General features: G+C 62.9%; 25 protein-coding genes. 6 read left to right on the top strand and 19 right to left on the bottom strand.

Annotation, left to right across the window (positions count from 1 at the left end):
- The first annotated feature begins 54 nt into the window (after window positions 1-54).
- Complete coding sequence (locus tag KP004_RS20910; protein WP_216800330.1) at window positions 55-1059, top strand: hypothetical protein; 1005 nt, start codon at window positions 55-57, stop codon at window positions 1057-1059.
- Here the strand turns inward: KP004_RS20910 and KP004_RS20905 are convergent.
- The 15 genes from KP004_RS20905 to KP004_RS20835 form a co-directional block, all read right to left on the bottom strand.
- A complete protein-coding gene (locus KP004_RS20905) occupies window positions 1049-3493 on the bottom strand; it encodes a sensor domain-containing diguanylate cyclase (RefSeq protein ID WP_216800328.1) in 2445 nt (814 codons plus the stop codon). The two genes, KP004_RS20910 and KP004_RS20905, sit on opposite strands and share 11 nt — an antisense overlap.
- Before the next feature lie 16 nt (window positions 3494-3509).
- Complete coding sequence (locus KP004_RS20900) at window positions 3510-4583, bottom strand: response regulator (RefSeq protein WP_216800327.1); 1074 nt, start codon at window positions 4581-4583, stop codon at window positions 3510-3512.
- A gap of 312 nt (window positions 4584-4895) precedes the next feature.
- Complete coding sequence (locus tag KP004_RS20895; protein ID WP_216800325.1) at window positions 4896-5867, bottom strand: transglycosylase domain-containing protein; 972 nt, start codon at window positions 5865-5867, stop codon at window positions 4896-4898.
- A 36-nt stretch (window positions 5868-5903) separates the two neighbouring features.
- Window positions 5904-6884: a 4-hydroxythreonine-4-phosphate dehydrogenase PdxA gene (pdxA, locus tag KP004_RS20890; RefSeq protein ID WP_216802744.1), complete on the bottom strand. Its 981-nt coding sequence runs from the start codon at window positions 6882-6884 to the stop codon at window positions 5904-5906.
- 67 nt (window positions 6885-6951) lie between these two features.
- A complete protein-coding gene (locus KP004_RS20885; protein WP_216800324.1) occupies window positions 6952-9159 on the bottom strand; it encodes an ATP-dependent helicase in 2208 nt (735 codons plus the stop codon).
- A gap of 253 nt (window positions 9160-9412) precedes the next feature.
- On the bottom strand, window positions 9413-10090 hold the full coding sequence (locus KP004_RS20880) for a response regulator (protein WP_216800323.1): 678 nt from the start codon (window positions 10088-10090) through the stop codon (window positions 9413-9415).
- Between the two features lie 173 nt (window positions 10091-10263).
- On the bottom strand, window positions 10264-11178 hold the full coding sequence (locus tag KP004_RS20875) for an ATP-binding protein (protein ID WP_239026884.1): 915 nt from the start codon (window positions 11176-11178) through the stop codon (window positions 10264-10266).
- Window positions 11179-11347: 169 nt separating this feature from the next.
- Window positions 11348-13255, bottom strand: coding sequence for an anaerobic carbon-monoxide dehydrogenase catalytic subunit (gene cooS, locus KP004_RS20870; protein WP_216800321.1), 1908 nt, complete (start codon window positions 13253-13255; stop codon window positions 11348-11350).
- Window positions 13252-13818 (bottom strand): 4Fe-4S dicluster domain-containing protein, encoded by a 567-nt coding sequence (locus KP004_RS20865; RefSeq protein WP_216800319.1) that lies wholly within the window; start codon window positions 13816-13818, stop codon window positions 13252-13254. The genes cooS and KP004_RS20865 overlap by 4 nt, the downstream gene beginning before the upstream one ends.
- A 229-nt stretch (window positions 13819-14047) precedes the next feature.
- Window positions 14048-14401, bottom strand: coding sequence for a hydrogenase maturation nickel metallochaperone HypA (gene hypA, locus KP004_RS20860; RefSeq protein ID WP_216800318.1), 354 nt, complete (start codon window positions 14399-14401; stop codon window positions 14048-14050).
- A gap of 8 nt (window positions 14402-14409) precedes the next feature.
- Window positions 14410-15492 carry a hydrogenase large subunit gene (locus KP004_RS20855; protein WP_216800316.1) on the bottom strand — a complete coding sequence of 361 codons (1083 nt, stop codon included), beginning with the start codon at window positions 15490-15492 and terminating at the stop codon, window positions 14410-14412.
- A complete protein-coding gene (locus KP004_RS20850; RefSeq protein WP_216800314.1) occupies window positions 15489-16016 on the bottom strand; it encodes an NADH-quinone oxidoreductase subunit C in 528 nt (175 codons plus the stop codon). Before KP004_RS20850 ends, KP004_RS20855 begins: the two co-directional genes overlap by 4 nt.
- The gene (locus tag KP004_RS21625) at window positions 16013-16915 is read right to left on the bottom strand and encodes an NADH-quinone oxidoreductase subunit B family protein (protein WP_216800313.1); all 903 of its coding nucleotides are present in this window, start codon (window positions 16913-16915) and stop codon (window positions 16013-16015) included. Before KP004_RS21625 ends, KP004_RS20850 begins: the two co-directional genes overlap by 4 nt.
- A 433-nt stretch (window positions 16916-17348) precedes the next feature.
- Window positions 17349-18008 (bottom strand): Crp/Fnr family transcriptional regulator, encoded by a 660-nt coding sequence (locus tag KP004_RS20840; protein ID WP_216800312.1) that lies wholly within the window; start codon window positions 18006-18008, stop codon window positions 17349-17351.
- Between the two features lie 344 nt (window positions 18009-18352).
- Window positions 18353-18508 carry a hypothetical protein gene (locus KP004_RS20835; protein WP_216800310.1) on the bottom strand — a complete coding sequence of 52 codons (156 nt, stop codon included), beginning with the start codon at window positions 18506-18508 and terminating at the stop codon, window positions 18353-18355.
- Between the two features lie 388 nt (window positions 18509-18896).
- On the opposite strand from KP004_RS20835, the gene KP004_RS20830 reads away from it, so the two are divergent.
- From KP004_RS20830 to KP004_RS20815, 4 genes are all read left to right on the top strand, one after another.
- Window positions 18897-20630: a response regulator gene (locus tag KP004_RS20830; protein ID WP_216800309.1), complete on the top strand. Its 1734-nt coding sequence runs from the start codon at window positions 18897-18899 to the stop codon at window positions 20628-20630.
- A 120-nt stretch (window positions 20631-20750) separates the two neighbouring features.
- The gene (locus tag KP004_RS21530) at window positions 20751-20852 is read left to right on the top strand and encodes a toxin-antitoxin system HicB family antitoxin (protein WP_367620744.1); all 102 of its coding nucleotides are present in this window, start codon (window positions 20751-20753) and stop codon (window positions 20850-20852) included.
- 183 nt (window positions 20853-21035) lie between these two features.
- Window positions 21036-21269, top strand: coding sequence for a DUF4160 domain-containing protein (locus KP004_RS21525; protein ID WP_216800308.1), 234 nt, complete (start codon window positions 21036-21038; stop codon window positions 21267-21269).
- Complete coding sequence (locus KP004_RS20815; protein WP_216800307.1) at window positions 21266-21709, top strand: DUF2442 domain-containing protein; 444 nt, start codon at window positions 21266-21268, stop codon at window positions 21707-21709. The genes KP004_RS21525 and KP004_RS20815 overlap by 4 nt, the downstream gene beginning before the upstream one ends.
- A 148-nt stretch (window positions 21710-21857) precedes the next feature.
- On the opposite strand, the gene KP004_RS20810 is transcribed toward KP004_RS20815, so the two are convergent.
- The 3 genes from KP004_RS20810 to KP004_RS20800 all read right to left on the bottom strand — a co-directional run bounded on the left by KP004_RS20810 (window position 21858) and on the right by KP004_RS20800 (window position 23620).
- Window positions 21858-22490, bottom strand: coding sequence for a hypothetical protein (locus KP004_RS20810; RefSeq protein ID WP_216800306.1), 633 nt, complete (start codon window positions 22488-22490; stop codon window positions 21858-21860).
- A 92-nt stretch (window positions 22491-22582) separates the two neighbouring features.
- Entirely contained in the window at window positions 22583-23155 is a 573-nt protein-coding gene (locus KP004_RS20805) for a DUF4926 domain-containing protein (RefSeq protein ID WP_216800304.1), read from the bottom strand.
- Window positions 23156-23230: 75 nt separating this feature from the next.
- On the bottom strand, window positions 23231-23620 hold the full coding sequence (locus tag KP004_RS20800) for a hypothetical protein (RefSeq protein ID WP_216800303.1): 390 nt from the start codon (window positions 23618-23620) through the stop codon (window positions 23231-23233).
- A gap of 437 nt (window positions 23621-24057) precedes the next feature.
- On the opposite strand from KP004_RS20800, the gene KP004_RS20795 reads away from it, so the two are divergent.
- A complete protein-coding gene (locus KP004_RS20795; protein ID WP_216800302.1) occupies window positions 24058-25152 on the top strand; it encodes a DUF6944 family repetitive protein in 1095 nt (364 codons plus the stop codon).
- Between the two features lie 17 nt (window positions 25153-25169).
- Here KP004_RS20795 and dcd read toward each other — a convergent pair whose 3' ends face one another.
- The gene (dcd, locus tag KP004_RS20790; protein ID WP_216800300.1) at window positions 25170-25688 is read right to left on the bottom strand and encodes a dCTP deaminase; all 519 of its coding nucleotides are present in this window, start codon (window positions 25686-25688) and stop codon (window positions 25170-25172) included.
- Window positions 25689-25802 lie beyond the last annotated feature (114 nt).

The following is a 25802-nucleotide window of genomic DNA, read 5'->3' as shown; positions in this document are numbered from 1 at the left end:
CCACGCATTGTCAATTGCCAATTGTCAATTGTCAATTGAATTAAGGAGTTTTGCATGCAAAGAAAAGCCATCGCCCTGCTCTCGGGCGGACTCGATTCCACCCTCGCCGTCAAGGTGCTCCTGGAACAGGGGATCGCCGTGGAGGCGCTCAACTTCACCTCCCCCTTCTGCACCTGCACCGGCAAGAACGCCGGCTGCAAATCGGAGGCGGTGCGGGTGGCCGAGGAATTCAAGATCCCCATCAAGGTGATGAACAAGGGGGCCGACTACCTGGAGATCATCAGGAACCCCAAGCACGGCTACGGCAAGGGGATGAACCCCTGCATCGACTGCCGCATCTATCTCTTGCAAAGGGCCAAGGAGTACATGAAGGAGTCCGGTGCCGACTTCGTGATCACCGGCGAGGTGCTGGGCCAGCGCCCGATGAGCCAGCGCCGCGACACCCTGCGCATCATCGAGCGGGAGAGCGGCCTGGAAGGGCTTTTGCTGCGCCCCCTCTCCGCGAAACATTTCCCCCCCACCATCCCGGAACAGCAAGGATGGGTGGACCGCGACAAGCTCCTCTCCATCTCGGGGCGCTCCCGCAAGGAGCAGTTCGAACTGGCCGAGGAGCTGGACGTGAAGAACTACCCCTGCCCTGCCGGCGGCTGCCTGTTGACCGAACTCTCCTTCGTGGGGAAGATCCGCGACGTGTTCGACCACTCGGACCAGCTGAACCTGAGGGACTTCCGGATGCTGAAGCTCGGCAGGCATTTCAGGATCGGGCGCCGCACCAAGGTCGTCATGGGGAGAAACGAGGCAGAGAACGAACTGCTGGAGCGGGCCATCCAGGCCGGCGAGGCGGCCCTGCGCTGGAAGGACGGCAAGAGTCCCCTGGCGGCAGTCATGGGCGAGAGCTCGCCGGAACTTCTGGAGCGTGCCGCCCAGATCCTGTTGCGTTACACCAAGGCCGAGCCGGGCGCCGCGGCGACCATCGCCGTGACCTGCGACGGAGCCGAGACCGAATTCGACACCACCAACGCCCTGGACGAGGCCGCCGTCGAGGCCCTCAGGCTGTAACCCCTTCCTGTACGCCGCTTCCCTCACCCCCAGCCGGGTGATGGAAGCGGTACGCGTTCTTCCCTTCCTGCTTGGCGCGGTACATGGCGCCGTCCGCTGCGCGCACCATCCCGTCCAGCTCGTCTCCGCATTCCGGGTAGATGCAGACCCCGATGCTCACCCCGACGCCGGCCTGCGTCCCCTCGACCCGGAAGGGGCGGGCGAAGGCCTGGATGATCCTCTCCGCCACCAACGCCGCGTCCTGCTGCTCCGCCATCTTGGTCAGGATGATGGTGAACTCGTCTCCCCCCATGCGCGCCACCATGTCGCAGGCACGCACGCAGTCCTTGAGCCGCTGCCCGGCCTCCATGAGTACGGCGTCCCCGGCGGCATGACCGAAGCGGTCGTTGATCTCCTTGAAGCAGTCCAGATCGAGGTACATGAGCGCCATGGCGTGCCGGTAGCGCTTGGCCTCGGAGAGCGCGTGCCTCAGCCGGTCGAAGAAGAGCACCCGGTTCGGCAGCGACGTGAGCGAGTCGTAGTGGGCCAGCGATTCCAGCCGCGCCTTGGCGAGCTTGCGCTCGGTGATGTCGCGGAAGATGACCTGCAGCGCCCGCTCGCCACGGTAGACGAAGGGCCCCACCCCCAGCTCCACCTCGACGCTGGTCCGGTCGTTACGCAACAGCCGCTCTTCGATCCAGGGCGCGCTGGCGTCCCCCTGCTCCGCGTACATCACCTGTTCCAGGAAAAGCTGCGCCGATTCCCGTTCGATGAACTCCAGCATCTCCCGTCCCATGAGCTGGTCCGGCGACTGGCACCCGATCAGGTCGCTCCCGGCGGGGTTTATGAAGACGAAGCGGCGCTCGACCAGGATGGCGATGCCGTCCAGCGACAGTTCCACCAGACGCCGGAAGCGCTCCTCGCTCTCCCCGATCGCCGCCACCATGTTGGTGAGCCGCTCCTCGGTCTTGGCCTTGACGGTCACGTCCTGCAGGGTCTGGATGGCGGCCACCACGTTCCCCTCGCTGTCCCTGATGGGTGCCGCGTCGAAGCAGAGGTAACGCTGCTTCCCCTTGAGCCGGTACCACCCTTCCGCACGCAGCCCCTCCGGGATCAGCTCCGAATCGGCGTAGCAGCTGTACAGGTCCGCCATATCCTGCAGGGTCCCGTCCACGACGACGTCGGCCAGCATCCGGCGCTTTTCCGGATAGAAAGCGCGCCACGCCTCCGCCCGCCCCACCTGGTCGTCGGCGCCGACACCGGTCAGCTCCTCGATCGCCTTGTTCCAGGCGATGACCCGGTGCTCGGCATCGATGACGAAACAGGGGAGCGCGCTGTGCTGCAGCAGCTGCACGGCGAAGCTCTTCTCGCGCTCGAGGCGGCGCCTCTGGCCGGTCAGTTCCTGCATCATCGCGTTGAACGCCTGCACCAGCTCGCCGATCTCGTCCCGGCTCGGCACCGGCATCGGTTCGAAGGAGGTCCCCCCTTTCATGCCGCGCACCCTGGCGGCGAAGGCGAGCAGGGGGGAGGTCAGGCGCCCTACGAAGAGCCAGACGAAGATCAAAGCGACGGGAAGGAGGGCGGCCAGGCTGTACAGCACCAGCGACCGGGCCCGGTAGATGGGCTCGTACGCCTCGACCAGCGGCCGCTCCGCCGCCAGGATCCACCCGGTGGACTGCAATCTCTTGAAGGAATAGATGCCGGCGACGCCGGAGGGGCCGACCATCTCCCCGCTCCCCTCGTAGCCGCCGATGACACGGTCCAGGAGCTCCTGTTTGCCCGGGGGAGGAAGCGGGAATGCCAGCCGGTCCCGGTTCGGGTGCACGATCATGTGCCGCTGCTCGTTGAAGAGGAAGAAGTTGCCGCCGTCACCGACCTTGAGGTGCCCCAGCCGGCTCAGGAAGTTTTCCTCGGCGAGCTCCACCCTGCCGCCGAGCACGCCGATGATGTTGCCGTCGGTACCCAGAACCGGTGCGGTGAACACCACCAGGAGCCTCCCCCGCGCCGAGATCAGCGGCTCCGAGATGAAAGGTTTGGCCGACCCGAGGGTGCGGGTGATGTATTCGCGGCTGGAGAAATCCTTGCCGATGAACAGGGTCTGCCCCGGTGCCGAGGCGAGCAGGATCCCTTCGGGAGAATAGAAGCCGGTGCCGTCGCTGAAGACCTGGTGCAGATCGAGGCGGGAGTCGAGGAAGTGCTGCAGGCGCTGGGGGTCGGTAACCAGAGAGGGGGGGATGCTCATCGCCACCGCGACCAGCTCCCGCTGCGCGGAGGCGATACGGTCGTCCAGGTCCGCGGCCATGGCGGTCACCACGGAATACTGGCGGCTGGACATGCTGGCCTTGAACTCCTTGATGAAGAACATGAGTCCCAGACCGGCGACCCCGGTGCTCACGATCCCGATCAGGAGGAAGACCACCATGGCCAGCTTTATTTTGAGGCTGAACCTGGGCATCGATCGTTTCTCGATGTTAATCGTTGTGGGTGGCGTAGATGGTCGCGAAATCGTCGGCCACCGCCGCGAAGGCCTCCAGTACCTGTGGATCGAAATGACCGGGCATGGTCCTGCCATCCCCCTTGGTGATGATCTCCACGGTCCTCTCGTGATCCAGGGCGGGCTTGTAGACCCTCCTGCTTCTGAGGGCGTCGTACTGGTCCACCAGCATGACGATGCGCCCTTCCATGGGGGTCGCGTCCCCCACCAGGCCGCGCGGGTAGCCGCCGCCGTCCCAGCGCTCGTGGTGGGTATTGGCGATGGAGGCGGCCATCTGCAGCACCAGGTGTCCGGAACCGGCCAGGATCTTACCGCCGATGGTGGTGTGGCTCTTCATGATGCCGAACTCCTCCGGGGTGAGCGGCCCCGCCTTCAGGAGGATGGCGTCCGGGATGCCGATCTTGCCGACGTCGTGCATGGGCGAGGACATGGCGATGCCGTCCACGAACTCGCGCGGCATCTCCAGCTGTTCGGCCAGCCGCTTGGCATAGAGCCCGATGCGGGCGATGTGCTTGCCGGTATCCTCGTCCCTCAGTTCGGCCGCGGCCGTCAGCCTCTCGATGGTTTCCCGGCTCATGCTGCGCATCTGCACCAGCGCCTCGCCCAGTTCCCGGGTCCGGTCCAGCACCTGGCGCTCCAGCTCCGCCTTGTAGTTCTTCTCCACCAGCAGAAGCCTCTGGTAGTTGATCCCCTTTTCCACCGCGTAGATCAGGTAGGGGGTCTTGAACGGCTTGATGATGAAGTCGAACGCGCCCTTCTTGATGGCCGACACCGCCATCTCCAGTTCCGCGTACGCCGTCATGAGTATCACCGGGATGTCCTTGTCGAAGTCGTGGATCTGCTCCAGGAGCTCGATGCCGGACATCTGCGGCATGTTCACGTCGGTCAGCACGACATCGGGAGGCGACTGGCGCAAAAGCTCCAGTGCATCCATCCCGTTCGAGCAGGGGTGCACCTCGAAGCCGCTCACAGAGAGGAGCAAAGCGACGCTTTCCAAGACATAAGGGTCGTCATCTACGAGGATGATGCGGCCTGATATAGCTGTTTCCATCACAGTTCTCCACTAGCTGGGGACGCTGAATCATCTTCTTGGTAGTTTCGGCAGATTTAATGGGAACTTGAGGGGGAGAATTCTAAGACAGGGCTAAGGGGGAGGCGGGGGATGGGAGTGATGGGAGTGATGGGAGTCGTGAGTGCCGGAGATGACTGGGCGGCTGAAGGGGACTGGCTCCGCAGGTGCCTGTCCCCCTCGTCCAGGGAGCGCAGGTGCTGCCCCCTCCCCCGGATGGGGAGGGGGAAAGCTCTTGTTCCTGCTCCTGCGCTTGCCCCCCTCCCGACCTCCCCCCTCCGGGGGGAGGAGCTGCTACGGCTTGTCCTGCAGCGCGGGGGCTTCCTTGGGCGCGGCGCCGCTGTCGGGCGCTTTCTCGGGTGCCGCTTCGGTGCCTGCGGGCTGCTCGACCGGCGCTCCCGCGGCGGGTGCGGCGGGGCCCTGCTCAGGCTGGGCGCCCAGCCCCTGCGGCACCGTGGCGCTGGTGCGGTTCGCCATGACCTCGACCTGCTTGATGCTCTCGTCGACCTTCCTCTGCATCCGCCCGATGTTGGGCATCTCGGCCAGCGCCGCCTGGTACTCGCCGGAGGAGAGCACCCCCTTGTTCGCCAAAAGCCTCAGGATCATGTTGGAGCGCTTGAGCACCTTGTCCAGGTTCTTGTACGGGTTGTAGGCGACCCGCGGCCCCGGCAGCATGGCGGCCAGGAAGGCGCACTCGCGCGGGGTGAGCGCGGCCGGCGACTTGCCGAAGTAGTAGCGCGCCCCGTGACCGATGCCGTGCACCATGGGCCCCAGTTCGATCACGTTCAGGTAGAGCTCGATGATGCGCCCCTTGGTCAGCTCCTGCTCCATCCGCTTGGCCAGGTAGACTTCCTTGGCCTTGCGGGTCAGGGTCTTCTCCCGGGACAGGAACAGGTTCTTGGCCACCTGCTGGGTGATGGTGGAGGCGCCGCGGGCGAAGCTCTGCTTCTCCAGGTCGTACTTGATCGCCTCCTTGATCGCCTTCACGTCGATCCCCTCGTGCTTGTAGAAGGAGGCATCCTCGGCCAGGATCACCGCCCACTTCATCTCGGACGGGATCTGGGAGAGAGGCGCCCAGTAGCGGTTCTTGGGACCGACCACCAGCGGGTGGTAGTTCCCCTGCCAGTCCTTGACCTGGATGGTCATGTTGGTCTTTTTGTCCTTGAGCGCGGTGACCGGCGGCAGGAAAAAGAGCGATACGGTGACATAGACCGCGTAGATGGCAAAGAGGCCGGCGCCCCAGAGCAGGTATTTCTTCCATTTCATATCAGCATTTCCTTTCGTACATTCCCTGCGCCTGACTTACTTTTTTACCAAGCCCGTCTGCGCCATCTGCGCCGCCATGACCAGGGCGGCCTTCATGCTGGCGGTGCTCGCCTTGCCGGTCCCGGCGAGGTCATAGGCCGTGCCGTGGTCGACGGAGGTGCGGATGATGGGGAGGCCGAGGGTGACGTTGACCCCGTCGTCGAAGTGCAAAAGCTTGAGCGGGATGAGCCCCTGGTCGTGGTACATGCAGACCACGGCATCGTAGCCCCCCTGCGCCGCGAAGTGGAACAGGGTGTCGGCGGAGAGCGGTCCCACCGCGTCGATCCCCTCTTCCCGCGCCGCGGCCACGGCCGGTGCGATGATGCGGCTCTCCTCGTCGCCGAACATCCCCCCCTCGCCGCAGTGCGGGTTGAGCGCCAGGACGGCCAGGCGCGGCGAGTTGCAGAACCAGCGCGACAGCGACTCGTTGGTGATCCTGATGGTGGAGAGGACCCGGTCGAAGGTGACCAGTTCGGGGACGCGGGCGAGCGCCTCGTGGATGGTGACCAGGGTGACCCGGAGCCGGTCTCCGGCCAGCATCATCACCACTTCGTGCCCGCCGGTCAGCTCGGCCAGGAGCTCCGTGTGCCCCGGGAAGTGGTGTCCCGCGCTGTTCAGCGACTCCTTGTTGATAGGGGCGGTGGCCATGGCAGCCGCGGTCCCCTCCATGCAGAGTCTCGCCGCCTCGCAGATGTAGCGGTAGCAGGCGTCGCCTCCCGCCGGGCTCGGTTTGCCGTAGACCATGTCTTCGGGCTGGAGGGCGGAGAGCTCGCGCAGGTAGAGGGTTCCCCGAGCCGGGTCGGTGGGGGGGATGAGGTCCGGCGCCGAGACGATGGAGAGGCCGGCACCCGCCACGGCGATGCCGCGCTCGATGGCACCCCGGTCGCCCAGGACCAGCGGCCGGCAAACCTCGGTGACGGCGGAATCGGCCAGCGCCGCGGCGATGATCTCCGGCCCGATGCCGGAAGGATCACCCATGGTGACGGCTATGATCGGTTTTTCCAAGGGAACTCCTTCAGCTGCTGCAATAAAGCTCTCGGATGGTTCAGGCCCGCTCAAGACCGGCGAAACGTACCAGGAGCTTCTTGGGTCCGCCCAGGGAGTTGAACCAGACGATCACCTTCTGGTTGTCCCCCTCCCCTTCGATCTTCCTGATGGTGCCGGGGCCGAACTGGGCGTGGCGCACCTTCATCCCCACCCAGATGCCGTCGTCCTCGTCGTCGGGGACCATGCGCACCTCGTTGTCCTCGAATTCCGGCTCGATCTCCTCCTCGAAGAGCGAGGCGAGGTTGTGGGAGGACGATGAGAAGTCGCGGGAGGGCTCGGGGCGCTGCCAGAGGTCGCCGCTGTCCAACAGCTCCCTCGGGATGTCGGCGATGAACCGGGCCGGTGCATTCATCTGCTCCTGGCCGAAGATGTGGCGCCGGCGCACGTTCAAGAGGAACAGGCGCTTCTTGGCGCGGGTCATCCCCACGTAGCAGAGCCTTCTCTCCTCCTCCATCTGCTCCGGGTTCTCCAGGGCGCGCACGTGGGGGAAAAGTTTCTCCTCCATGCCGATCATGAAGACCAGCTGGAATTCCAGCCCCTTGGCCGAGTGCAGGGTCATCAGCGTGGCTGAGGACTTCTTCCCCTCCCCCTCGTGCTCCAGGTCGGAGACCAGCGCCACCCGCTCCAGGAAGTCGGCCAAGCCGTGCTCGCCCGGGCCGGCCTCGTAGGTCTGCATGGCGGTGACCAGCTCCTGGAGGTTGTCGATCCGTTCCTGGGCCTCGTCGGTCCGCTGCAGCTTCAGGCGGGCGTAGTAGCCGGAATCGTTGATGACGGCGGCGGTGAGCTCCGACAAGGGAAGCTTTTCGCTCAGGGTCTTGTACCCCTCCAACTCGTTGACGAACGCCGCCACCTTGCCACGCGCGGCGGCAGGAAGCAGCGGACCGTAGGCCCCTTCCAGCATCGCATCGTAGAAGGGAAGCCCCTTTTCGTTGGCGAAATCGGAGATCTTCTGCACGGTGGTATTGCCGATGCCGCGCGGAGGGGTGTTGATGATCCTCTTCACCGCCACGTCGTCGGACGGGTTGTCCAGCACCTTGAGATAGGCGAGGATGTCCTTTATCTCGAGCCTCGCGTAGAAGCGGACGCCGCCGACCATGTGGTGCGCGATCTGCGCCCCCACCAGGGCTTCCTCGATGACGCGGGACTGGGCGTTGGTGCGATAGAACACCGCCACCTCGGAGAGGTCGCCCCCCTCGGCCAGGAAGCGGTCGATCTCGCGGCAGACGGTGCGCCCCTCCTCCCACTCGTTGGGGAGGGTGCGGTACACGATGCGCTCACCGTCGGGGTTGTCGGTCCACAGGCGCTTGGGCTTTCTCCCCCGGTTCTTCTGCACCACGTGCCACGCGCCATCCAGGATGGTCTTGGTGGAACGGTAGTTCTGCTCCAGCTTCACCACCTTGACGCCGGGGAAATCCTTCTCGAACTCCAGGATGTTCCTGATATCCGCGCCGCGCCAGCCGTAGATGGACTGGTCGTCGTCGCCGACCACGCAGAGGTTCTGGCGGGCGCCGGCCAGAAGCTGCACCAGGCGGTACTGCACGGGGTTGGTGTCCTGGTACTCGTCAACGAGGAGCCAGCGCCAGCGCTGCAGGTACTTGTCCAGCACCTCCTTGTGCTCCTCGAAGAGCTGCACGGTCAAAAGGAGCAGGTCGCCGAAATCGACCGCGTTGCAGCGCTTCAGGCGCTCCTGGTAGCAGCGGTAGACCCGCGCCAGGGTCGCCTGGTAGGGGGAGTCCGCGGGGACGTCGAAGGGGCTCATCCCCTGGTTCTTGAACTCGTCGATCGAGCTCCCCAGCAGCTTCACCGGGTAGCGCTTCTCGTCCAGGTTCATTTCGGCCGCGCAATCCTTCAACAGGCGCTCGCAGTCCTTGTCGTCGTAGATGGCGAAATTGGAGTCGTAACCGAGGCTCTTGATGTCGCTTCTGAGGATGCGGGCACAGGTGGAGTGGAAGGTGGAGACGATCGGGCTTTCCCCCTCCCCCAGCATGTGCTGGATGCGCTCGCGCATCTCGCCGGCGGCCTTGTTGGTGAAGGTGACCGCCAGGATCTGCCAGGGGGGGACGCCCCGTTCGTGGATGAGGTAGGCGATGCGGTGCACGATGACGCGCGTCTTGCCGGAACCGGCGCCGGCCAGGACCAGCATCGGCCCCTCGCCGTGCAGCACCGCCTCCTGCTGGGGAGGGTTCAGATTGTGGAGCAGTTTCATGATTTTCCTTAAGGCCTGCCGGGGCTTAGGCGCCGCCGTGTGCCGAGCGCCTATTTATATCACTTAGCCCCAACGAGGTCAAAAGGGAATCCGATTAGTGACAATCTTCCGCTGGTAAAAGTCCCCCTTTGCGAAGGGGGATTTAGGGGGATTTGCTTTAGGTTCGAGAACGGCAAATCCCCCCCGCCCCCTTCGCAAAGGGGGGGAGTGGCAGGTAGCGGAAGATCGTCGTCAATCAAGAATGGGAATGTCGCTAGAGATTTTCCAAGGCCTGCGCCAAAGCGGAACGAACCGGCTTGGGGAGCAGGGCGAACTTGAGCCCCAGTCCCTTGGGGCGGATCGCGGTGCTGGCACCGGTCCAGATCACCTTGCAGAGAGAGTCGACCGTGGTGCCGTCGGGAAGGGTAAAGGAGAGATTGACCACGTTGCCGGCTTTTGCGGGGACATCGGTGATGACGTAGGCCCCCTCCACGCCGAGGTCATAGAGGGTGCAGGAAGAGGGTACGCCGTTGTGTTGCAGGATTGCGGTCAGGTTGCAGGGAAGCCGCTTCTCGCGCCGGTCGATACCGGGAATGAACTCCCGGGCGATCTCGAGGAAGCGGTCGCGGCCCGCGGGCTTGGTGAGGAAATAGTTGCAGCCGGCGGCAAGGCAGTCGTCCTTGTCCTGCGGAACCGAGGTCGAGGAGATGATCACGACCGGCAGGTCGGCATGATCCGGGTTGGAGCGGATGGCCTTGCAGCAGGTCGCGCCGTCCATGTTGGGCATCTGCAGGTCCATGAAGACCAGGGCCGGTTTCTTGCTCTTGACCGCCTCGAGCGCCTCGACGCCGTCGCGCGCCGTCACGATGTTCACGTCGGTATGTTTGAAGAAATCCTTCTCGATCTCGAGAAACATCTGCAGGTCGTCTACGAGCAGTATGGTGGGTTGCAAGGTGCGTCTCCCTTCTTCCAGCCTCTAATATAGAATTATTCGCATAAAATACGCTGTAGGGCGGGGCAAGTCAAGCCGCTGGTTGTCCACCAACTCTTCGGCACGTTGCGGTCAAAACTGAAAAGGGCCGCACATCGCTGTGCGGCCCCTGACGTTTTTTGCGTCCCATTTGCCTACTTGGACCGCCTGGCGAGCAAGCGGGCCCTGATGTCGCCCACCTCCCTGAGCGCCTGGGGGCTCAGCCGGTCCGGTGCGCAATTGTCGCGGTCGGCGCGGCGCACCTCCTCGCAGAAGGAGATCGTTCCCAGCAGCTGCTGCGCCGGGATCTCCGCCTCGATCAGCCGCCGGTCTTCCTCGTCGCGCACCTTGCTTCCCACCACGAAGACCTCCTCGATGCCGAGGTCGCCGGCCAGCTTGGTGATCTGGCGGGCGGTCTGCAGGCTGCGCTGTCCCGGTTCCACCACGACCACCAGGGCGTCGACCGATTCGGCGGTGCGGCGTCCCAGGTGCTCGAGCCCCGCCTCCATGTCCATGATCACCACCTCGTCCCGCTCGAGGAGGAGGTGCCCCATCAGTCGCTTGACCAGCGTGCTTTCCGGACAGGCGCAGCCGCTGCCGCCCTGCTCCAGGGTTCCCATCCAGAGGAAGCGGACGCCGTCGTGTTCCAGGCAGAACTGCTCCGGGAGGTCGTTCACCTTGGGGTTCAGCTTGAAGAAGGAGCCGTAGCCGCCGCTGGCACCGGTACGCTCCTCGGCGAGCTCCTTCATGCGTGCCACCGGCTGCAGGTCCGCGGAGCGGTCGGCCGGGATACCGAGCGCCGCCGCCAGGTTAGCGTCGGGGTCGGCGTCCACCGCCAGCACCCGGGCGCCGTCGTTGGCGAAGGCGCGGCAGAGAAGGCTAGCGAAGGTGGTCTTGCCCACCCCCCCTTTTCCGGTGATGGCGATCTTCAGCCCCGCCCCGCGCTGTGGGACGACGTGCAGGTGGGGATGGTGGTGGTCATCGTGGTGATGATCATGACCATGGTCGTGGTCATGATCGTGGTGGTGATTGTGGTCGTGATGATGCGCGTGGTTGTGATGTTCGCACATACTATGTTTCTCCTTATCTTTCCGCAGGAGGGGACTGGCTCCGCCAGGTGCCTGTCCCCTTAGTGTTTCTTGGTGCCTGGGGAAGTTGCCGAGCTGAAAGGTGCGTTCCGCTAGAGGGACAGGCACCTGACGGAGCCTGTCCCTTCTGCCGCTCCCCTCTCGCTCAGGCCTAAATCCCCAATCCCTTCCTGCGCTCCTCGATCACCTCCAGGAGCTTGTCGGCTGCGAGGTTCGGGTCGAGCTCGACGAGGAAGTAGCCGCCCAGCAGGTCCTTGGCGGTCTGGGTCAGCAGCTCGGTCACCTTGGCGGAACCGGTCACCTGCGGCATGGTCCCCAGATGGGTCGGGATGCCGAGCGCAACGCTCCAGGTGCCGATGGCCACGGCCTTCTCCGACATCGCCTCCGGCGCGGAGGCGACCAGCGGCAGCTGGTCGAGGTCGACGCCCAACTTGTCGGCGACGGCAACGGCCACCTGCACGGCGCGGCTGTTGTCCACGCAGGAGCCCATGTGCAAGACCAGCGGCAGCGGCCCGTTCAGACCGGCCGAGGTGCCGATGGCGGTCAACACCGCCTTCAGCGAATCGCCCGCGTACTCCAGCGTCGCCTCCTGGGTCATCAGACCGTGCTTGGCGAAGGAGCCCGCGCCGCAGCCGGTGGCGAGCATGAGCACGTTGTTGGCGGCGAGCTTCTTGGCCATGGTGACGAAGCTGCTGTCCTGCGCCACCTGGGTCGAGTTGCAGCCTGCGAACAGGGCGATGCCGCGGATGTTGCCGTTGGCGATGTTCTCGATCAGCGGCTGGAGCGGATCTTCCGCATTCAGGGTCGCCAGCGCACCCACCACGGACTCGACGCCGAAGCCGACGATGGCGGTCTGCTTGAAGTCCGGGATGTTGACCCGGCGCGGGTCGCGGCGCTTGTAGGCGTCGATGGCGGTAGCCACGATGCGGCGCGCACTCTCCAGGGCGGTCTCCTCCTTGAAGTCCACGTGCGTCGCCCCCGGGATCTTGTTCTCCGCCATGGTGGTGATCACGGCGGTGTGGAAGCAGGCGCCGATCTCGCTCACCGAGGGCATGATGCACTGCACGTCGACCACCATGGCATCCACCGCGCCGGTAATAAGCGCCAGTTCCTGCGAGAGGTAGTTCGCCGCCAGCGGGATGCCGTGGCGCACCATGACCTCGTTGCCGGTGCAGCAGATGCCGACGATGTTGATGCCGTCCTTGGCCCCCGCCTTCCTCGCCTCCTCGTCCATCTGCCCGGCGACCTCGCAGACCACCTCGCTCAGAAGCGGGTTGTGGCCGTGCACCGCGATGTTGACCGCGTCGGGCTTGATGACGCCGAGGTTGGCGGCGGTGATTACCGGGCTCGGCGTGCCGAAGAGGGCGTCGGAGAGCTCGGTGGCGAGGCACATGCCGTCGAAATCTGCCAGCGCGCCCTTGATGCCGCCCAGGATCAGGTTGACCGGGTCCGCGTCGCACCCCACCAGGGTGCGCCCCATGATCTGGGTGATAACGGCGTCGATGTTGTGCGGCAGCACGTGCAGGGCCTGCAGGCGCTCCAGGCGCTTCTTGGTGAGGCTCGCCTCGATCCAGTTGCAGGGGGCATCGTGGTCTTGATTCTGGAAGTCTTCCAGGGTCGCCTTGGCGACCGCGGCGGCGATGGCCGGGATGTCCTGTCCTTCCGTGCAGATGTCGAGCTTCGCCGCGACGGCGCGGAGCTTCGCCTCGTCGCGAATCTGATATGCGGGGAGCCTCCCCTCCGCCACACCCTGCAGGGCAAGCGCCACGTGGCGGCCGTGCTCTGAATGTCCGGCGGCACCGGCCGCGATCATGCGGATCACGTTCCTGGCCACGATGGTGTCGGCGTCGGCGCCGCAGATGCCGCGCTGGGGGCCGTCGCCGAACGGATCGATGCGGCAGGGCCCTTTCCAGCAGATACGGCAGCAGACGCCCAACTGGCCGAAGCCGCACTGGGGCTGCATGGCGCGGTGGCGGTCCCAGACGGTGGAGACGCCTTCTTTTTTCGCGATGGGCAACAGGGTTGCCGCGGACGGATCGGTAGTGAGCTTCATGGTCATATCCTTGCCTTCCTTGATTTGAGATGTTGGAGGGATTGGGCCAATTCGGCGGCCCGCGCCTCGATAAGGGTCTGACGGTACTCTTCCAGGTCGACCAGCGAGAGCGCCTTGGTGGGGCATGCCTCGACGCAGGCCGGGAGGCCGCGGCCGGTGCCGGCGCAGAGGTCGCACTTGCGCGCCACGCCGCCGTTGGTGCGGCAGCTCTCCGGATCGCTCCCCTCGTGCTTCACGCTGATTGCGCCGAAGGGGCAGACCATGACGCAGACCTTGCACCCGACGCAGTTCTTCTCGCGTACCCCGACCTGGCCGCTCTCCTGCAGCATGGCGCCGGTGGGGCAGGCCGCGGCGCAAGGCGCGTCCTCGCACTGGCGGCACTGCACCGGCATCATCACGCCTCCCGCAGCCACCACCTTGTTGCGCGGCCTCAGGGTCAGCCCCGAGAGCGCCGCCTGGTGCAGCCCCGTCCCCGAATGGGCCACGGCACAGGCCAGTTCGCAGCCGTGGCAGCCGAGACAGCGCTCGGGATCGGCAAATACGATGGCATTTTCACGTTGTCGCTTCATTTGTGGTCTCCTTTGCATGTCCAGATTACTCATGTCTTCCACCCACCCGTCCACATCCCCTCGCCCCCCGGGCACCCTCTCCTGGAGGGAGAGAGAGGAATCAGTCGCCGATTCGTCCCCGCCCCCCGGAGGGGGAGGGTCAGGGAGGGGGAACGCATCATTTCTTTCCCCCCTCCCAGCCTCCCCCTTCCGGGGGGAGGAGCGCTTGCTCGTTGCCCGACTCGCATTTCTAACGGGATTTCATCGTTGCTTCCAGGCTCTCCAGGTGTAGTTCGCGCCCGCCAACCAACTCCACGTCCCCTCCCTGACAGGAGGGGCAAATGAAGCTGAAGTTTTCAATCCTGAAACGCTCCCCGCAGGCGCGGCAGCGGCCGGTAAGCGGCACCTCCTCGATCTCGAGCTGCGCCCCTTCGGCCACGGTCCCCTCCGCCACCACCTCGAAGCAGGCCGCCAGGGTCATCGGCTCCACCGCCGCCAGCTCCCCCACCTTCAGGCGCACCTTGGAGATGGATTCGATCCCCTGGGCCGCCACCTGCTCGTTGATGATCTCGAAAAGCCCCGTCACCAGGGTGATCTCGTGCATGGCGCCTCCTAGCGGTCCGTGCAGGCGATGCAGGGGTCGATGCTGTTCACGATAAGCGGGATATTGGCCACCGGCTCCCCCTTCAGCATCACCTTGAGCGCGTCCCAGTTCATGTACGAGGGGACGCGCCACTTCAGGCGCACCGGGAAGTCCGAGCCGTCGGTCCTGAGGTAGTACATCAGCTCGCCGCGCGGCGCCTCCGACTTGGCGATGGCCTCGCCCGCCGGGATTTCCGGGAGGTTGTCCGCGCAGAGCGGTCCGGACGGGAGTTGCGCCAGGCACTGCTCGATGAGCGACACCGACTGGCGCGCCTCGGTGAGCCGCACCAGGTTGCGCGCCCGGACGTCTCCCGCCGTCTGCGTTGCCACCTCGAACTCCAACCGGTCGTAGGCGCCGTAGGGGCTCTTCTTGCGCACGTCGTAGTCGATACCACAGGCGCGGGCCACCGGCCCCACCACGGCGCACTCGACCGCCGCCTCGCGCGGCAGCACCCCCACCCACGCCATCCGGGCCATGAGCACCGGGTTGTTGGCGAACTGCAGGTAGAGCTCGTCCAGCGGCTTTTTCATATCCTCCATGGCCTGGTAGAGGTATGCGATCCCCTCGGGCGCAAGATCGTAACGCACCCCGCCGATCACGTTGGCGGCGAGGTCCATCCGGTTGCCGTAGATCGCCTCCTTCGCGCGTTGCATGATCTCGCGGACCTCCATCACCCGGCGGAAAAGCGGGATCTCACCGATGGCGTTGGCCTGCACCGCGCAGCAGAAGAGATGCGAGGCGATGCGCTTGATCTCGTCCGCCACCGCGCGCAGATACTCGGCCCGCTCGGGGATGGCGATGCCGGCCACCTCCTCGACCGCGGCGCAAAAGGTGCTCGGGTGACTGTTGGAACAGAGCGAGCAGAGGCGCTCCAGGAGGGTGATGTTCTGGTACAGGTTGCGGCGCATCACCAGGTGCTCCATGCCGCGATGCACCTGCCCCGGCATCACGTCCAGATCGGCCACCCGATCCCCTTCCAGTTGCACCCGGAAGTACATCGGCTCCTCGAGGGCCAGCTGGTGCGGCCCCAGTTCGATGATTTTCGTGGTCATGCGTCCTCCCGTTCGCCCAGCACCTTGTCCCAGAGGGCCTTGCTGGTCGCCGCGTTGGTGAAGGTGGAATACGGGACCAGGCGCTCGAAGGGGGCGTGGGGCAGAGAGTGATCGAGGAACAGGCGCCTGGGGTCGGGGTGTCCCACCACCTGGACGTCGTAGAGTTCCATCAGCTCCCGCTCCTGCCAGTCGCAGTTGCGGAAGATCGGCGTCAGGGATGGGACCCGCGCCCAATCCAGCGGCAGCACCACGGTGAGGGTGAGGGTGGCGCCGTCCAGGTCAAAGTGGTAGGCGATCTCGCGCTCACCCCTCTCCTTGGCCCGTTCCGGGAGGTAGGGGGTCACCATGGCCAGGCGTCCCTTCAATTCCGCCACGGCGCGGGCCGCCGGGAGCAGCGCTTCGCCGGAGGGAAGCCGGCACCAGCCGGTGAGGACGCCCTTGCGGTCCCGGCGCCACGCCACCTCGGTTTGCTCACCCGCCGCGCAGACCAGCGCGGCGGCAACGTTCGTCGTCAAATCGGTCATCGTCTCGGCACTCCTATGCTCATCAGCTGCCGGCAGGCCGGGCAGAGGGTGTTCAGCTTTTCGATTTCGGGGGTGGGACGGCGGAAGGCGGCGTGCAGCAGCTGCGCGGGGACCGGGATGACGGACTCGCCGCATCCGGAGCAGGGTGTGTAAGGGACCTCGCCCCGCTCAACCTGGCGGAACCCGTCGGCGGTGGGATGGTCGAGTCGCCACTCCCCGGTGACGGAGAGGGCGCCGGTGGGGCAGTAGTGGCAGCACAGGCCGCAGAAGACGCAGCTGTTGTGCCAGAGGGTCAGGCGGACGCCGCTGTCTCCCTCCTCGAAGCGGATGGCACCGGCGGCGCAGACATGGCGGCACATGCGGCAGTCGACGCAGGCGCTCGCGTCGAAGCTAAGCCTCCCCCGGGCGGGGAAGTTGTCGGCTGCGGGCCGCTTGCCTTGATCCGGCGTCCGGGACGGCTCCGCCCCGGCGCGCCGGGCCTCACGTATCGCCAACGCCTCCCGGATCCCCGCGAGCAATGCCTGGGGCCGCGGCGGGCACCCCGGCACGTTCACGTCCACCGACAGGTGGCGCTCGAGCGGACCGTCCACCGCGTAGCTGTCACGGAATACGCCTCCCGACACCGGGCAGACACCGACGGCGACGGTGACCTTGTCCCGCGGCGTCTCCGCGCAGAGCCGCATCACCTCGTCCCGTGCCCGGACGGTAACTGGGCCGGTAATGAGGACAACGTCGGCCTCCTGAGCCGATTCCGTGTAGCGGCAGCCCAGTTGCTCCACGTCGAATTCCGTCACCGCGGAAGTCACCGCCAGTTCCACGTCGCAGCCGTTACAGGACCCGGTGTTGATGCGGAACAGCCGTACCGGTTCCGGCGAACTCCCCTTCTCCTGGATATGCATCGTCTTCTCCCCATTGCAGACAACTTGCAGCATGGTCGGCAATGTAGGCGAAAAACCGGCGCCGGTCTGTCGGGCAGCCGACAGTTGTTATTTTTTTGCTTAGATCGGGAATGACTCAGGCGCAGCGTTGTGCTGCTTTAGGGAAAGCTTGAGGGAAAGCTTGAGGGAAAGTTTGATGGAAAGTTTGATGGAAAAGGTGACGCCCAACGTCCCCCCCTTGTCAAAGGGGGGTCAGGGGGGATTTTGCTTTTTAGGCAGTACAGGACTGAGTGCCTTTGCTGCCACATCACCGCTGCTTGATTGCCGAGGGAAGGGGACTGCAGAAGGGACAGGCTCCGTCAGGTGCCTGCCCCTTTAGCGGAACGCCATTTTCCGCTCAGCCCGCTTCCCCACACCAAGGGGACAGGCACCTGGCGGAGCCAGTCCCCCTCGATCAGGAAACTTCCTTCATCTCCTGGAACGCAGCGAGATCCTTTATGAGGAGGGTCTTGCGGTCGATCTTCACCAGCAGGCCGGCCTTGATGAAGTCGTTGATGATCTGCGAGATGGTCTGTCGCGTGGTGCCGACCAGGAGGGCGATGTCTTCGGTCCCCAGCCCAAGCTGCACCACGGTCCCCTCCGTGGTAACCCGGCCACGGTCGGCCGCCGCACCGAGCAGGAAATCGACCAGGCGCAGGCGGACGTCCTTGAAGGCCAGCCCTTCGATAGTCTGGATGGAGCTCTGCAGCAACTCGCCGAGCACCTTCACCATGGTGAGGGAGAGCTCGGGGCGGCGGGCGAGCGCCTGCCCGAAGGTCGCGGTGCTGCAGACCAGGATCTCGGTCCCCTCCAGGGCCTGCACGAAGGCGGGGGTATGGGTGCTGAAAACGTCACCCTTTTCCAGCAGGGCAAGGGTGAACTCCTTGTCCTCGTAGGCGAGGTAGATGCGCAGCCGGCCGCTGCGCACCACGAAGACGAGGTTCTTCTCTTCGAAGGGGGAGTAGACCAGGGTCTTTTTGGCGTAGTGGCGCGGGGTGAAGTTGGCCTGGAAGTCGGGATCGGCGTGGAAGAGTGCGAGGAGATCCGCGTCGGAAAGCTTCATCTTGTTCGGCATCGATAGCTCCTCCAATGAGAGTTACCGGTGCATTATGAAGCAGGCGGCGCGCAAAAGGCAAGGCGGGCAGCGCCGACAAGACGTATACACTTTGGCACCCATCACTCAGGAAACTCAGGCGGGTCGCGCACCTCGTGTCGCACCGGTATCGGCAGAGATTCCACGTTAAGATTCTTAAAACGACCATTAATCGCACAAGCAAGGTTGCATGCACTAAATGGTGCGTTGAGGTTCTCCAAGCTTTTTCCAGGTATCAATGGCATGCTCTCCCCCGTTTGTGATGAGGGATCATTGTAAGGGATGTGCCGCTATTGGGCAACATCGACGACTGGGATCTTACACCGTCATCTTTCAGAAATAGTGAACTTGTTGAAGAAGACGTAGGAATCCGCTTTGGACCAGAGGCCGATCCTGCCGCCGTTCAACTCCTCCGCCTGCCGGGTGATGGCGAGGCCGAGCCCCGCCCCCCCCTCGAGCGCGGCCTTCAGGGCATCTGCCACCTTCTTCTAGTCCTCTATCACCAACACGTGCATATGCGCCTCTTGAAGTGTTTGTAGTATCGGCCAAATCCGGTGTCACACTCAACTGAAGTTGTTCTGACAAAGAAGTCAGAATTGCTGTCAGAGTCCCCCCCTACAGCAGGCTCACGTGCCTGCCGGACAACAGCAGAAGTTAAGCACCGGACACGGGATATGCAACAGCCGCCGCGCTGAAACAATCCCTCCGGGGTCGGTGCGAGAAGCACTGTCGCCTCAACCGCAACCACATTTTGCACCCAATCCGCCGCTGTCGGCAGAAGAAGAGGACGGGACTCACTATCGGGTTACTTGTGGCAGTCGCTATTTTTGTTAATATCCACCAATGTGATTTGTCGACCGGGAGAAAAGTATGGGAGCGGGACGGGACATATTGATCGTCGACGACAACGAGGTGGTGACCGACGTCCTGGTCGACCTGTTCCGCAAGGAAGGGTATGACTGCGCCGGTGTCGCCAGCGGTGAGGAGTGCCTGGAAGAGCTGCGCCGGGTCGGCTATAAGCTCGTCATGCTGGACGTGCGCCTCCCGGGGATCAGCGGCATCGAGGTGCTGCGGGCGATCGGCGATGACCACCCCAGGACGGACGTGATCATCATGACCAGCCACGTCTCCCTGGAAACCGCCGTTCAGGCCCTGCGGCTGGGGGCCCAGGACTACCTGTTCAAGCCGTTCGACGACCTCGAGATGGTGGTGGCCACGGTGAACAGGGCCCTGGAGCGTCGCCGCCTGAAGGAGGCGCACGACCAACTGATGCGTACCCTGACCGAACTCGCCATCGAAAACACCCGGATGATGGCCGAACTGCGCTCGGCGAACTGCGACCTCGAGGAAAAGGTCGCCCGGCGGACCGCGGAGATATCCAAGGCAAACCTGCAGCAAAAGGCGATCATCGCCGAGCTCAGGGAAGCCAAGGAAGCCGCCGAGGCCGCCAACCGCGCGAAGTCGCAGTTTCTCGCCAACATGAGCCACGAGATCCGCACCCCGATGAACGGCGTGCTGGGAATGGCGGAGCTGCTGCTGCACACCGAGCTGAACCAGAAACAGCGGGGCTACGTCGAGATGCTGCACCAGTCGGGAGAGTCGCTATTGGGCATCATCAACGACATCCTCAACATCTCCAAGATCGAGGCGGGAAAGCTGGAAGTAGAACTGATCCCCCTGGACCTGCACGAGACGGTGCGGGGGGCGGTGGAGTTGTACCGCGAGGTAGGGCGCCGCAAGGGGGTTGCGGTGGAGCTGCACATCGCCGCCGACGTCCCCCGCCGCGCGCTAGGGGACCCGAACCGCCTGCGCCAGGTGCTGCTCAACATCGTCAACAACGGGCTTAAGTTCACCGAGCGGGGGTACGTGCAGGTCCGGGTCTCACTGGTCGAGAAAAGCGGCGACGGTCACTACATCGGCTTCGAGGTGAGGGACACCGGCATCGGCATTCCCCCCGAGGCGATGCCGACCATCTTCGAGCTGTTCACCCAGGTCGACGGGTCCACCACCCGCAAGTATGGGGGGACCGGCCTCGGGCTGGCCATCGCCAAGCAACTGGTTGAATTGATGGGGGGAGAAATCGGAGTGGAGAGTGAGCCGGGGCGTGGTTCCGTGTTCACCTTCATCGTGTACCTGCACGACGCCCCGGAGGAGGCGACCTATATCGAGGACGTCCCCATAGAACTGGAAAACCCGCTGGAGGATCCCCCCGTCCAGGCGCGTTTCAACGCACGCGTGCTCCTGGCCGAGGACAACCCGGTGAACTGTGAAGTGGCCCACGCCATGATAACGGCACTGGGGTGTCAGGTGGACGTGGCCCAGAACGGGAGCCAGGCCGTATCGGCAGTGGCGCGTAAGGCGTACGACCTGGTCTTCATGGATTGCCAGATGCCGGAACTGGACGGCTACGAGGCGACCCGCGCCATCAGGGAGCAGGAGCGTGGTTCCGGCAGGCACACCCCGATCATCGCGCTGACCGCCCATGCCATGGCCGGTTCCCGTGAATGCTGCCTGAGCGCCGGCATGGATGACTTCCTCAGCAAGCCCTTCAACCTGGGGCAGCTCCAGGAACTGATCGAAAGGTGGGCGTCGCGGGAGCAATAACAGGGCATTTCGCCGCCCCCCCTCCCACCAGTCCATCGCTATGCCGCCCCCTTCAGCCTTGCCCGTGGTACTACATTGTGGTAGTACGGCTCCGGCAAGTTCAATTTGGGGGTTCCCCCAGTGCTGCACCAGCGATTAGCCACCCAGGCTGCCGCTCATGGCAAGAGCATTAATGCATGGATTGTAGAACTTCTTTCTGAGTGTGCCACGCATCATCATTAATTGTCCGATCTCTCCCTGGCTCTTGACATAGCTCCTTTCCTTACGCCCTTTCCCAGCCACGTACCAACGGCTCGGCCTCATGTTGTCCCTGTATCATGCGTCCCCTCATGTTGTCCCTCTATCAAGAGCCGTGATACGTGGCTCACCTTGACTTGGTGAAATTATTTCGCTACCATTTAGGCTATGCCCACGCTAATGCGTTTCCGCACGTGCCGCCTCACCATCTATCCCAACGAACATGGAACCCCGCATTTCCATCTGGAGTTTACCGACGGTGATCGCTGCTCCGTGGAAATTGAGACATTGACGATACGGGCTGGCACAATAATTCCGGTAAAGAAGGCTGCCGAAGCAATGGAATGGGCCGCCGCAAACCAGTCACTTCTGCGTGCCAAATGGGAGGAGATTACAAGATGAACAAACCCCCGCGAATTGAAGAAGTCACTGTAACGGAGCCTGCCGGTCTGGTTATCCGTTGGACGACGGGTGAAACCATGCAAGCCGACATTGGAGACTGGATGTTGCGTTTTGCACTACTAGAACCGCTCAAAGATTCAGAGGTCTTTAAAAAGGCTCGTGTCGGCTGGTATGGTCACAGCGTAGAATGGAGCGAAGACATTGAGCTTGGAGCCGACCAATTGTACACCCGTTGTAAAGCACAGGCAGGTGAACCCTCCCCTGAAGAATTCAACGAATGGATGAAGCGCAACGATCTTTCTTTGTCGACTGCTGCGGAGGCGCTTGGTATGACCCGTAGGATGATCACTCACTACCGCACTGGCAGCAAGCGGATTCCACGAAATATCTGGCTTGCATGTATCGGGTGGGAGATCCTCAAGCATAAACACGCTGCATGAACCGGCTGTTCGCGCCGACCAATCTGCTTTTGCTTTTCCCCCCTGCCTGAACCTTCTCCCCCCCCGGAGCCCGTTGAGGCCAACGGCGTGAGGTGATCGGCGGCGCCAGCCGTCCGCGTCTAAGGACGTGGTTGGACACTGTCGCTACTCACTTGATTTCGTCTCGGCCTTTTCCTTCACCTAAACAGTCACAGATGGGGCTATTCCTATACGAATTCAATGCTTTTCTCAGTTCATGTGGGAAATAATTGGCAAGGTGTTTGTTTTCCATCCACGATAAGTAGCTCATACGAAAGTACCTTTCATCGTAGTCAAAGCTGAATCGCTCTTCGGAACCAGGTGCATGCATCCCCCCCCTGCTTAAAAAGGTATGGGAGTTTTTGCATTTCAGAACAGTTTCATACAGCTCTTCCTCTGGAGTAACATCTCCAAGCTTTTCACCACAGGAGGGACAGTAGGTATACTTTAGTGGTTCTTTTGTCTCGGCTTTCCCATTCTCGTGGTCTAGAAGGAATCGCAGGATGCCGGCTAGGTTGTCGTTAAGATGATCGCGAAGACGTGCGTTTGTAAGCCACTCTTTCAGGATATCCTTAGGCGACTCCTTTCCCGATGTGAGATTCAAATAACTGCCCATGGTCTCGCTGGTGTACACGCCTGATCTCAAGTTGTGAAGATAGTGCCCATTTTGACATCGGAATCCTTCGGCATGAGCATCAAAGATTTCTGCCCTCTCGACGCTTTCCCCACAAGAGGGGCAGAACGTAATTGATGCTGAATTCATACACGAGTCTCCTTGTGTACAGTGCTTTGTCCAACGGGTCCGGCCTTGACCGGCGGCCTTAGCCGTGTTCTAACCGCGTGTTGGACGTCCCTTTATTCATCAGGGAAGCTGTAATCTACGGGTGTTTCAGTCAAAGCATCATCTGACCGCCTAATGAATCGCACAGTCTTCTTTAGCTGTCCTGTGTCCGGGTTAACCACAACTCCTACTGGACTTCCGTTCTTATCATGGATTGACACCCAAGACAGACCGTCATACTCGAGGCTGTCACTCTTAGGAGATACTCCAGGCACATAATAGACTCGCCCTTTTTGCCAGCCTTTCCAGAAAAACAGCCACACTTTTAGCTCAACATAATCACCTATTTGAACTTTAGTGGATGTGTTGTAATAAGTAACAGGCTTCATCATTATCTCCACAGGCGAACGTTTTATCACCTCCAGTTCAACGTCAGACGCTGACACAGTGACCAACCAATTCGTAGTGCCGTCTTCATTCACTGATTCCAGTTCATATCCCAATTCCGGTTTTTCGTATATTTCAATTACGGCGGCTATATCGCCGACAGTTGGTTGACGTGTCCCTACAACTTCCTCTTGGTGGAAAGCACGATGCAGCCTTGTAAGCCGAACGTAGTCGTATTGAGTTATCCTGTTTTTCTTCATGCTCTTGTCCAACGGGTCGGGAGTTGACCGGGCGGATCTCCGCCCCGGTCCAACTGCCTTGTTGGGGAAGCCTTGTCAGACATTGTTTTTCGACAAACTTTCTACTAGCTTCCGAAGATTGATTTTATTCTTACCGTAATCTACAGCCTGCGTCGGGAGTGCACATTCTGATGTCACCGTTGCACCGCTATCTTCAAACTTAACCTTCACAACCTCTCCCCACGAACGCCAGCTTGGCTTGGTCCGAGCTGTCATCTCGTCAGGTTCATCACGCTCAACTTCCCATCCTTGGGCGGAAAATGCTTCTCTAAGATTGGCTCGTGCTTCAACTCGGGAGGTAAAAGGAATGAACACTGCATTTCGCGCGGCAATTTGCCACCCGAACATCGGGCCAAGTAATACTGCAAGTAGGCCAAAGAGGATGATAATTCCTAAGGAGATTACAAAAATAGTCGCAGGGTTCATCGAAGTACCAAGTTCCTTGTGGCCAACTAGTTATTAGGCAGAATTGCCGTCATCTTCCCACATTGCCGCGTATATATTGATTAAGCTAACTGACCTGCTGACGTAACATGCTGAGGTGACACATAGCCATGGTTGGAAATCGTGCCATTTGGGGGGATGGACAGAAAACTGGTCATCCTCCCGCCCTCCCCCGGAGGTGGAAGATACACCTGTAGCGACTCTCATTTGCCGCTACAAATCAATCGCAATATATAGAGATGCTGCATACATGTCAAAGGCGAAGTGAGGAAGGCGGCACGCGGGACGCCCGACCATCCTCAATGGCGAGATGGACGGTGGTGCCAACGAGGGCGAATGATTATTCGCCCCTACATTGCCATCCAAAACGAAAGGGCGCGGGAGCCCCGCTCCATGCGTTCTTTGATGATCCCGGCGCGTTGGGTGACTCGCTTGACGCGCAAGGTGAGTCGCTCATCGCGTTCGGTGACTCGCTCATCGCGTTCGGCGAGTCGCTCATCGCGTCCGGTGACTCGCTCATCGCGTCCGGTGACTCGCTCGACGCGTTCGGTGACTCGCTCATCGCGTCCGGTGACTCGCTCGACGCGTTCGGTGACTCGCTCATCGCGTCCGGTGACTCGCTCGACGCGTCCGGTGACTCGCTCGACGCGTCCGGTGACTCGCTCGACGCGTCCGGTGACTCGCTCGACGCGTCCGGTGACTCGCTCGACGCGTCCGGTGACTCGCTCGACGCGTCCGGTGACTCGCTCGACGCGTCCGGTGACTCGCTCGACGCGTCCGGTGACTCGCTCGACGCGTCCGGTGACTCGCTCGACGCGTCCGGTGACTCGCTCGACGCGTCCGGTGACTCGCTCGACGCGTCCGGTGACTCGCTCGACGCGTCCGGTGACTCGCTCGACGCGTCCGGTGACTCGCTCGACGCGTCCGGTGACTCGCTCGACGCGTCCGGTGACTCGCTCGACGCGTCCGGTGACTCGCTCGACGCGTCCGGTGACTCGCTCGACGCGTCCGGTGACTCGCTCGACGCGTCCGGTGACTCGCTCGACGCGTCCGGTGACTCGCTCGACGCGTCCGGTGACTCGCTCGACGCGTCCGGTGACTCGCTCGACGCGTCCGGTGACTCGCTCGACGCGTCCGGTGACTCGCTCGACGCGTCCGGTGACTCGCTCGACGCGTCCGGTGACTCGCTCGACGCGTCCGGTGACTCGCTCGACGCGTCCGGTGACTCGCTCGACGCGTCCGGTGACTCGCTCGACGCGTCCGGTGACTCGCTCGACGCGTCCGGTGACTCGCTCGACGCGTCCGGTGACTCGCTCGACGCGTCCGGTGACTCGCTCGACGCGTCCGGTGACTCGCTCGACGCGTCCGGTGACTCGCTCATCGCGTCCGGTGACTCGCTCATCGCGTTCAGCGACTCGCTCGACGCGTCAGGTGAATCACTCGACGCGTACGGTGACTACACAGATACAAAAACGACCGAACCGAAAGGGGGAATAACGGGGGAGAGAAGGTGAGTCGATGCGGGGAGGGGTCAAGGTTTGGCCTGATCGGCGAACCTCCCTTCATATTTCGCCGAACCGATGCATCGTTCGAAGACAAACTGGCAGATGCGCGTGCCCGGATAAAGCGCCAGGGTCTTATGCCCCAGGTTCACGATTTCCAGTACCTGCTGGTTGGAGATCCCCGGCTGCATGAATCCGGCGGTGACATGGACCGCCAGCCCGAAACGGGCGAACCGGCTCCTCCCCTCCAGCCACCCCGCCATGGTCTCGGCAAGGGTGATCCGCTCCCTGGTGATGCCCAGGATCATCTCGCAGGGAGCGATGGTTATGAAGCTTCCGTCCGCCACCGTGACCGCTTCAGTCACATCGGCAAAGTCGGATTCGTTGTGCACGTGGCAGACCCCGGTCTCTTTTCTGAAGATCCGAAAGTCGTTGCCCAAAGTCAGATCGATCGATCCCGGTCCGATCTGGGAATCGTCCAGCGGATCAATGCCTATTTCCCCGCGAGCAATCGCATCCCTTATCTCGTGCCCTATCAATACCGGCATAATCCACCTCTCAGCGCTCATCGGATGTTCAGCGTCTGTATAGTGTACATGGTAACGTGACGAAAGCACATGAGAGTCGTCAGCAAGTGTTATAACCCGCCAGCCCCCCAGGAT

The sequence above is a fragment of the Geomonas oryzisoli genome, from assembly GCF_018986915.1.
In the GTDB taxonomy this organism is placed as follows: domain Bacteria; phylum Desulfobacterota; class Desulfuromonadia; order Geobacterales; family Geobacteraceae; genus Geomonas; species Geomonas oryzisoli.
This window is presented reverse-complemented; position numbering and strand designations above follow the sequence as displayed.

What these genes read in the sequence shown, in the direction of transcription:
- KP004_RS20850 (WP_216800314.1), bottom strand. Translation starts at nt 16,016, where the DNA reads ATGACCGATTTGACGACGAACGTTGCCGCCGCGCTGGTCTGCGCGGCG.
- KP004_RS20815 (WP_216800307.1), top strand. Translation starts at nt 21,266, where the DNA reads ATGAACAAACCCCCGCGAATTGAAGAAGTCACTGTAACGGAGCCTGCC.
- cooS (WP_216800321.1), bottom strand. Translation starts at nt 13,255, where the DNA reads ATGACCATGAAGCTCACTACCGATCCGTCCGCGGCAACCCTGTTGCCC.
- KP004_RS20810 (WP_216800306.1), bottom strand. Translation starts at nt 22,490, where the DNA reads ATGAATTCAGCATCAATTACGTTCTGCCCCTCTTGTGGGGAAAGCGTC.
- KP004_RS20910 (WP_216800330.1), top strand. Translation starts at nt 55, where the DNA reads ATGCAAAGAAAAGCCATCGCCCTGCTCTCGGGCGGACTCGATTCCACC.
- KP004_RS20830 (WP_216800309.1), top strand. Translation starts at nt 18,897, where the DNA reads ATGGGAGCGGGACGGGACATATTGATCGTCGACGACAACGAGGTGGTG.
- KP004_RS20855 (WP_216800316.1), bottom strand. Translation starts at nt 15,492, where the DNA reads ATGACCACGAAAATCATCGAACTGGGGCCGCACCAGCTGGCCCTCGAG.
- pdxA (WP_216802744.1), bottom strand. Translation starts at nt 6,884, where the DNA reads ATGGGTGATCCTTCCGGCATCGGGCCGGAGATCATCGCCGCGGCGCTG.
- KP004_RS20895 (WP_216800325.1), bottom strand. Translation starts at nt 5,867, where the DNA reads ATGAAATGGAAGAAATACCTGCTCTGGGGCGCCGGCCTCTTTGCCATC.
- KP004_RS20865 (WP_216800319.1), bottom strand. Translation starts at nt 13,818, where the DNA reads ATGAAGCGACAACGTGAAAATGCCATCGTATTTGCCGATCCCGAGCGC.
- KP004_RS20840 (WP_216800312.1), bottom strand. Translation starts at nt 18,008, where the DNA reads ATGCCGAACAAGATGAAGCTTTCCGACGCGGATCTCCTCGCACTCTTC.
- KP004_RS20905 (WP_216800328.1), bottom strand. Translation starts at nt 3,493, where the DNA reads ATGCCCAGGTTCAGCCTCAAAATAAAGCTGGCCATGGTGGTCTTCCTC.
- hypA (WP_216800318.1), bottom strand. Translation starts at nt 14,401, where the DNA reads ATGCACGAGATCACCCTGGTGACGGGGCTTTTCGAGATCATCAACGAG.
- KP004_RS20800 (WP_216800303.1), bottom strand. Translation starts at nt 23,620, where the DNA reads ATGAACCCTGCGACTATTTTTGTAATCTCCTTAGGAATTATCATCCTC.
- KP004_RS21625 (WP_216800313.1), bottom strand. Translation starts at nt 16,915, where the DNA reads ATGCATATCCAGGAGAAGGGGAGTTCGCCGGAACCGGTACGGCTGTTC.
- KP004_RS20805 (WP_216800304.1), bottom strand. Translation starts at nt 23,155, where the DNA reads ATGAAGAAAAACAGGATAACTCAATACGACTACGTTCGGCTTACAAGG.
- KP004_RS21525 (WP_216800308.1), top strand. Translation starts at nt 21,036, where the DNA reads ATGCCCACGCTAATGCGTTTCCGCACGTGCCGCCTCACCATCTATCCC.
- dcd (WP_216800300.1), bottom strand. Translation starts at nt 25,688, where the DNA reads ATGCCGGTATTGATAGGGCACGAGATAAGGGATGCGATTGCTCGCGGG.
- KP004_RS20875 (WP_239026884.1), bottom strand. Translation starts at nt 11,178, where the DNA reads ATGTGCGAACATCACAACCACGCGCATCATCACGACCACAATCACCAC.
- KP004_RS20885 (WP_216800324.1), bottom strand. Translation starts at nt 9,159, where the DNA reads ATGAAACTGCTCCACAATCTGAACCCTCCCCAGCAGGAGGCGGTGCTG.
- KP004_RS20900 (WP_216800327.1), bottom strand. Translation starts at nt 4,583, where the DNA reads ATGGAAACAGCTATATCAGGCCGCATCATCCTCGTAGATGACGACCCT.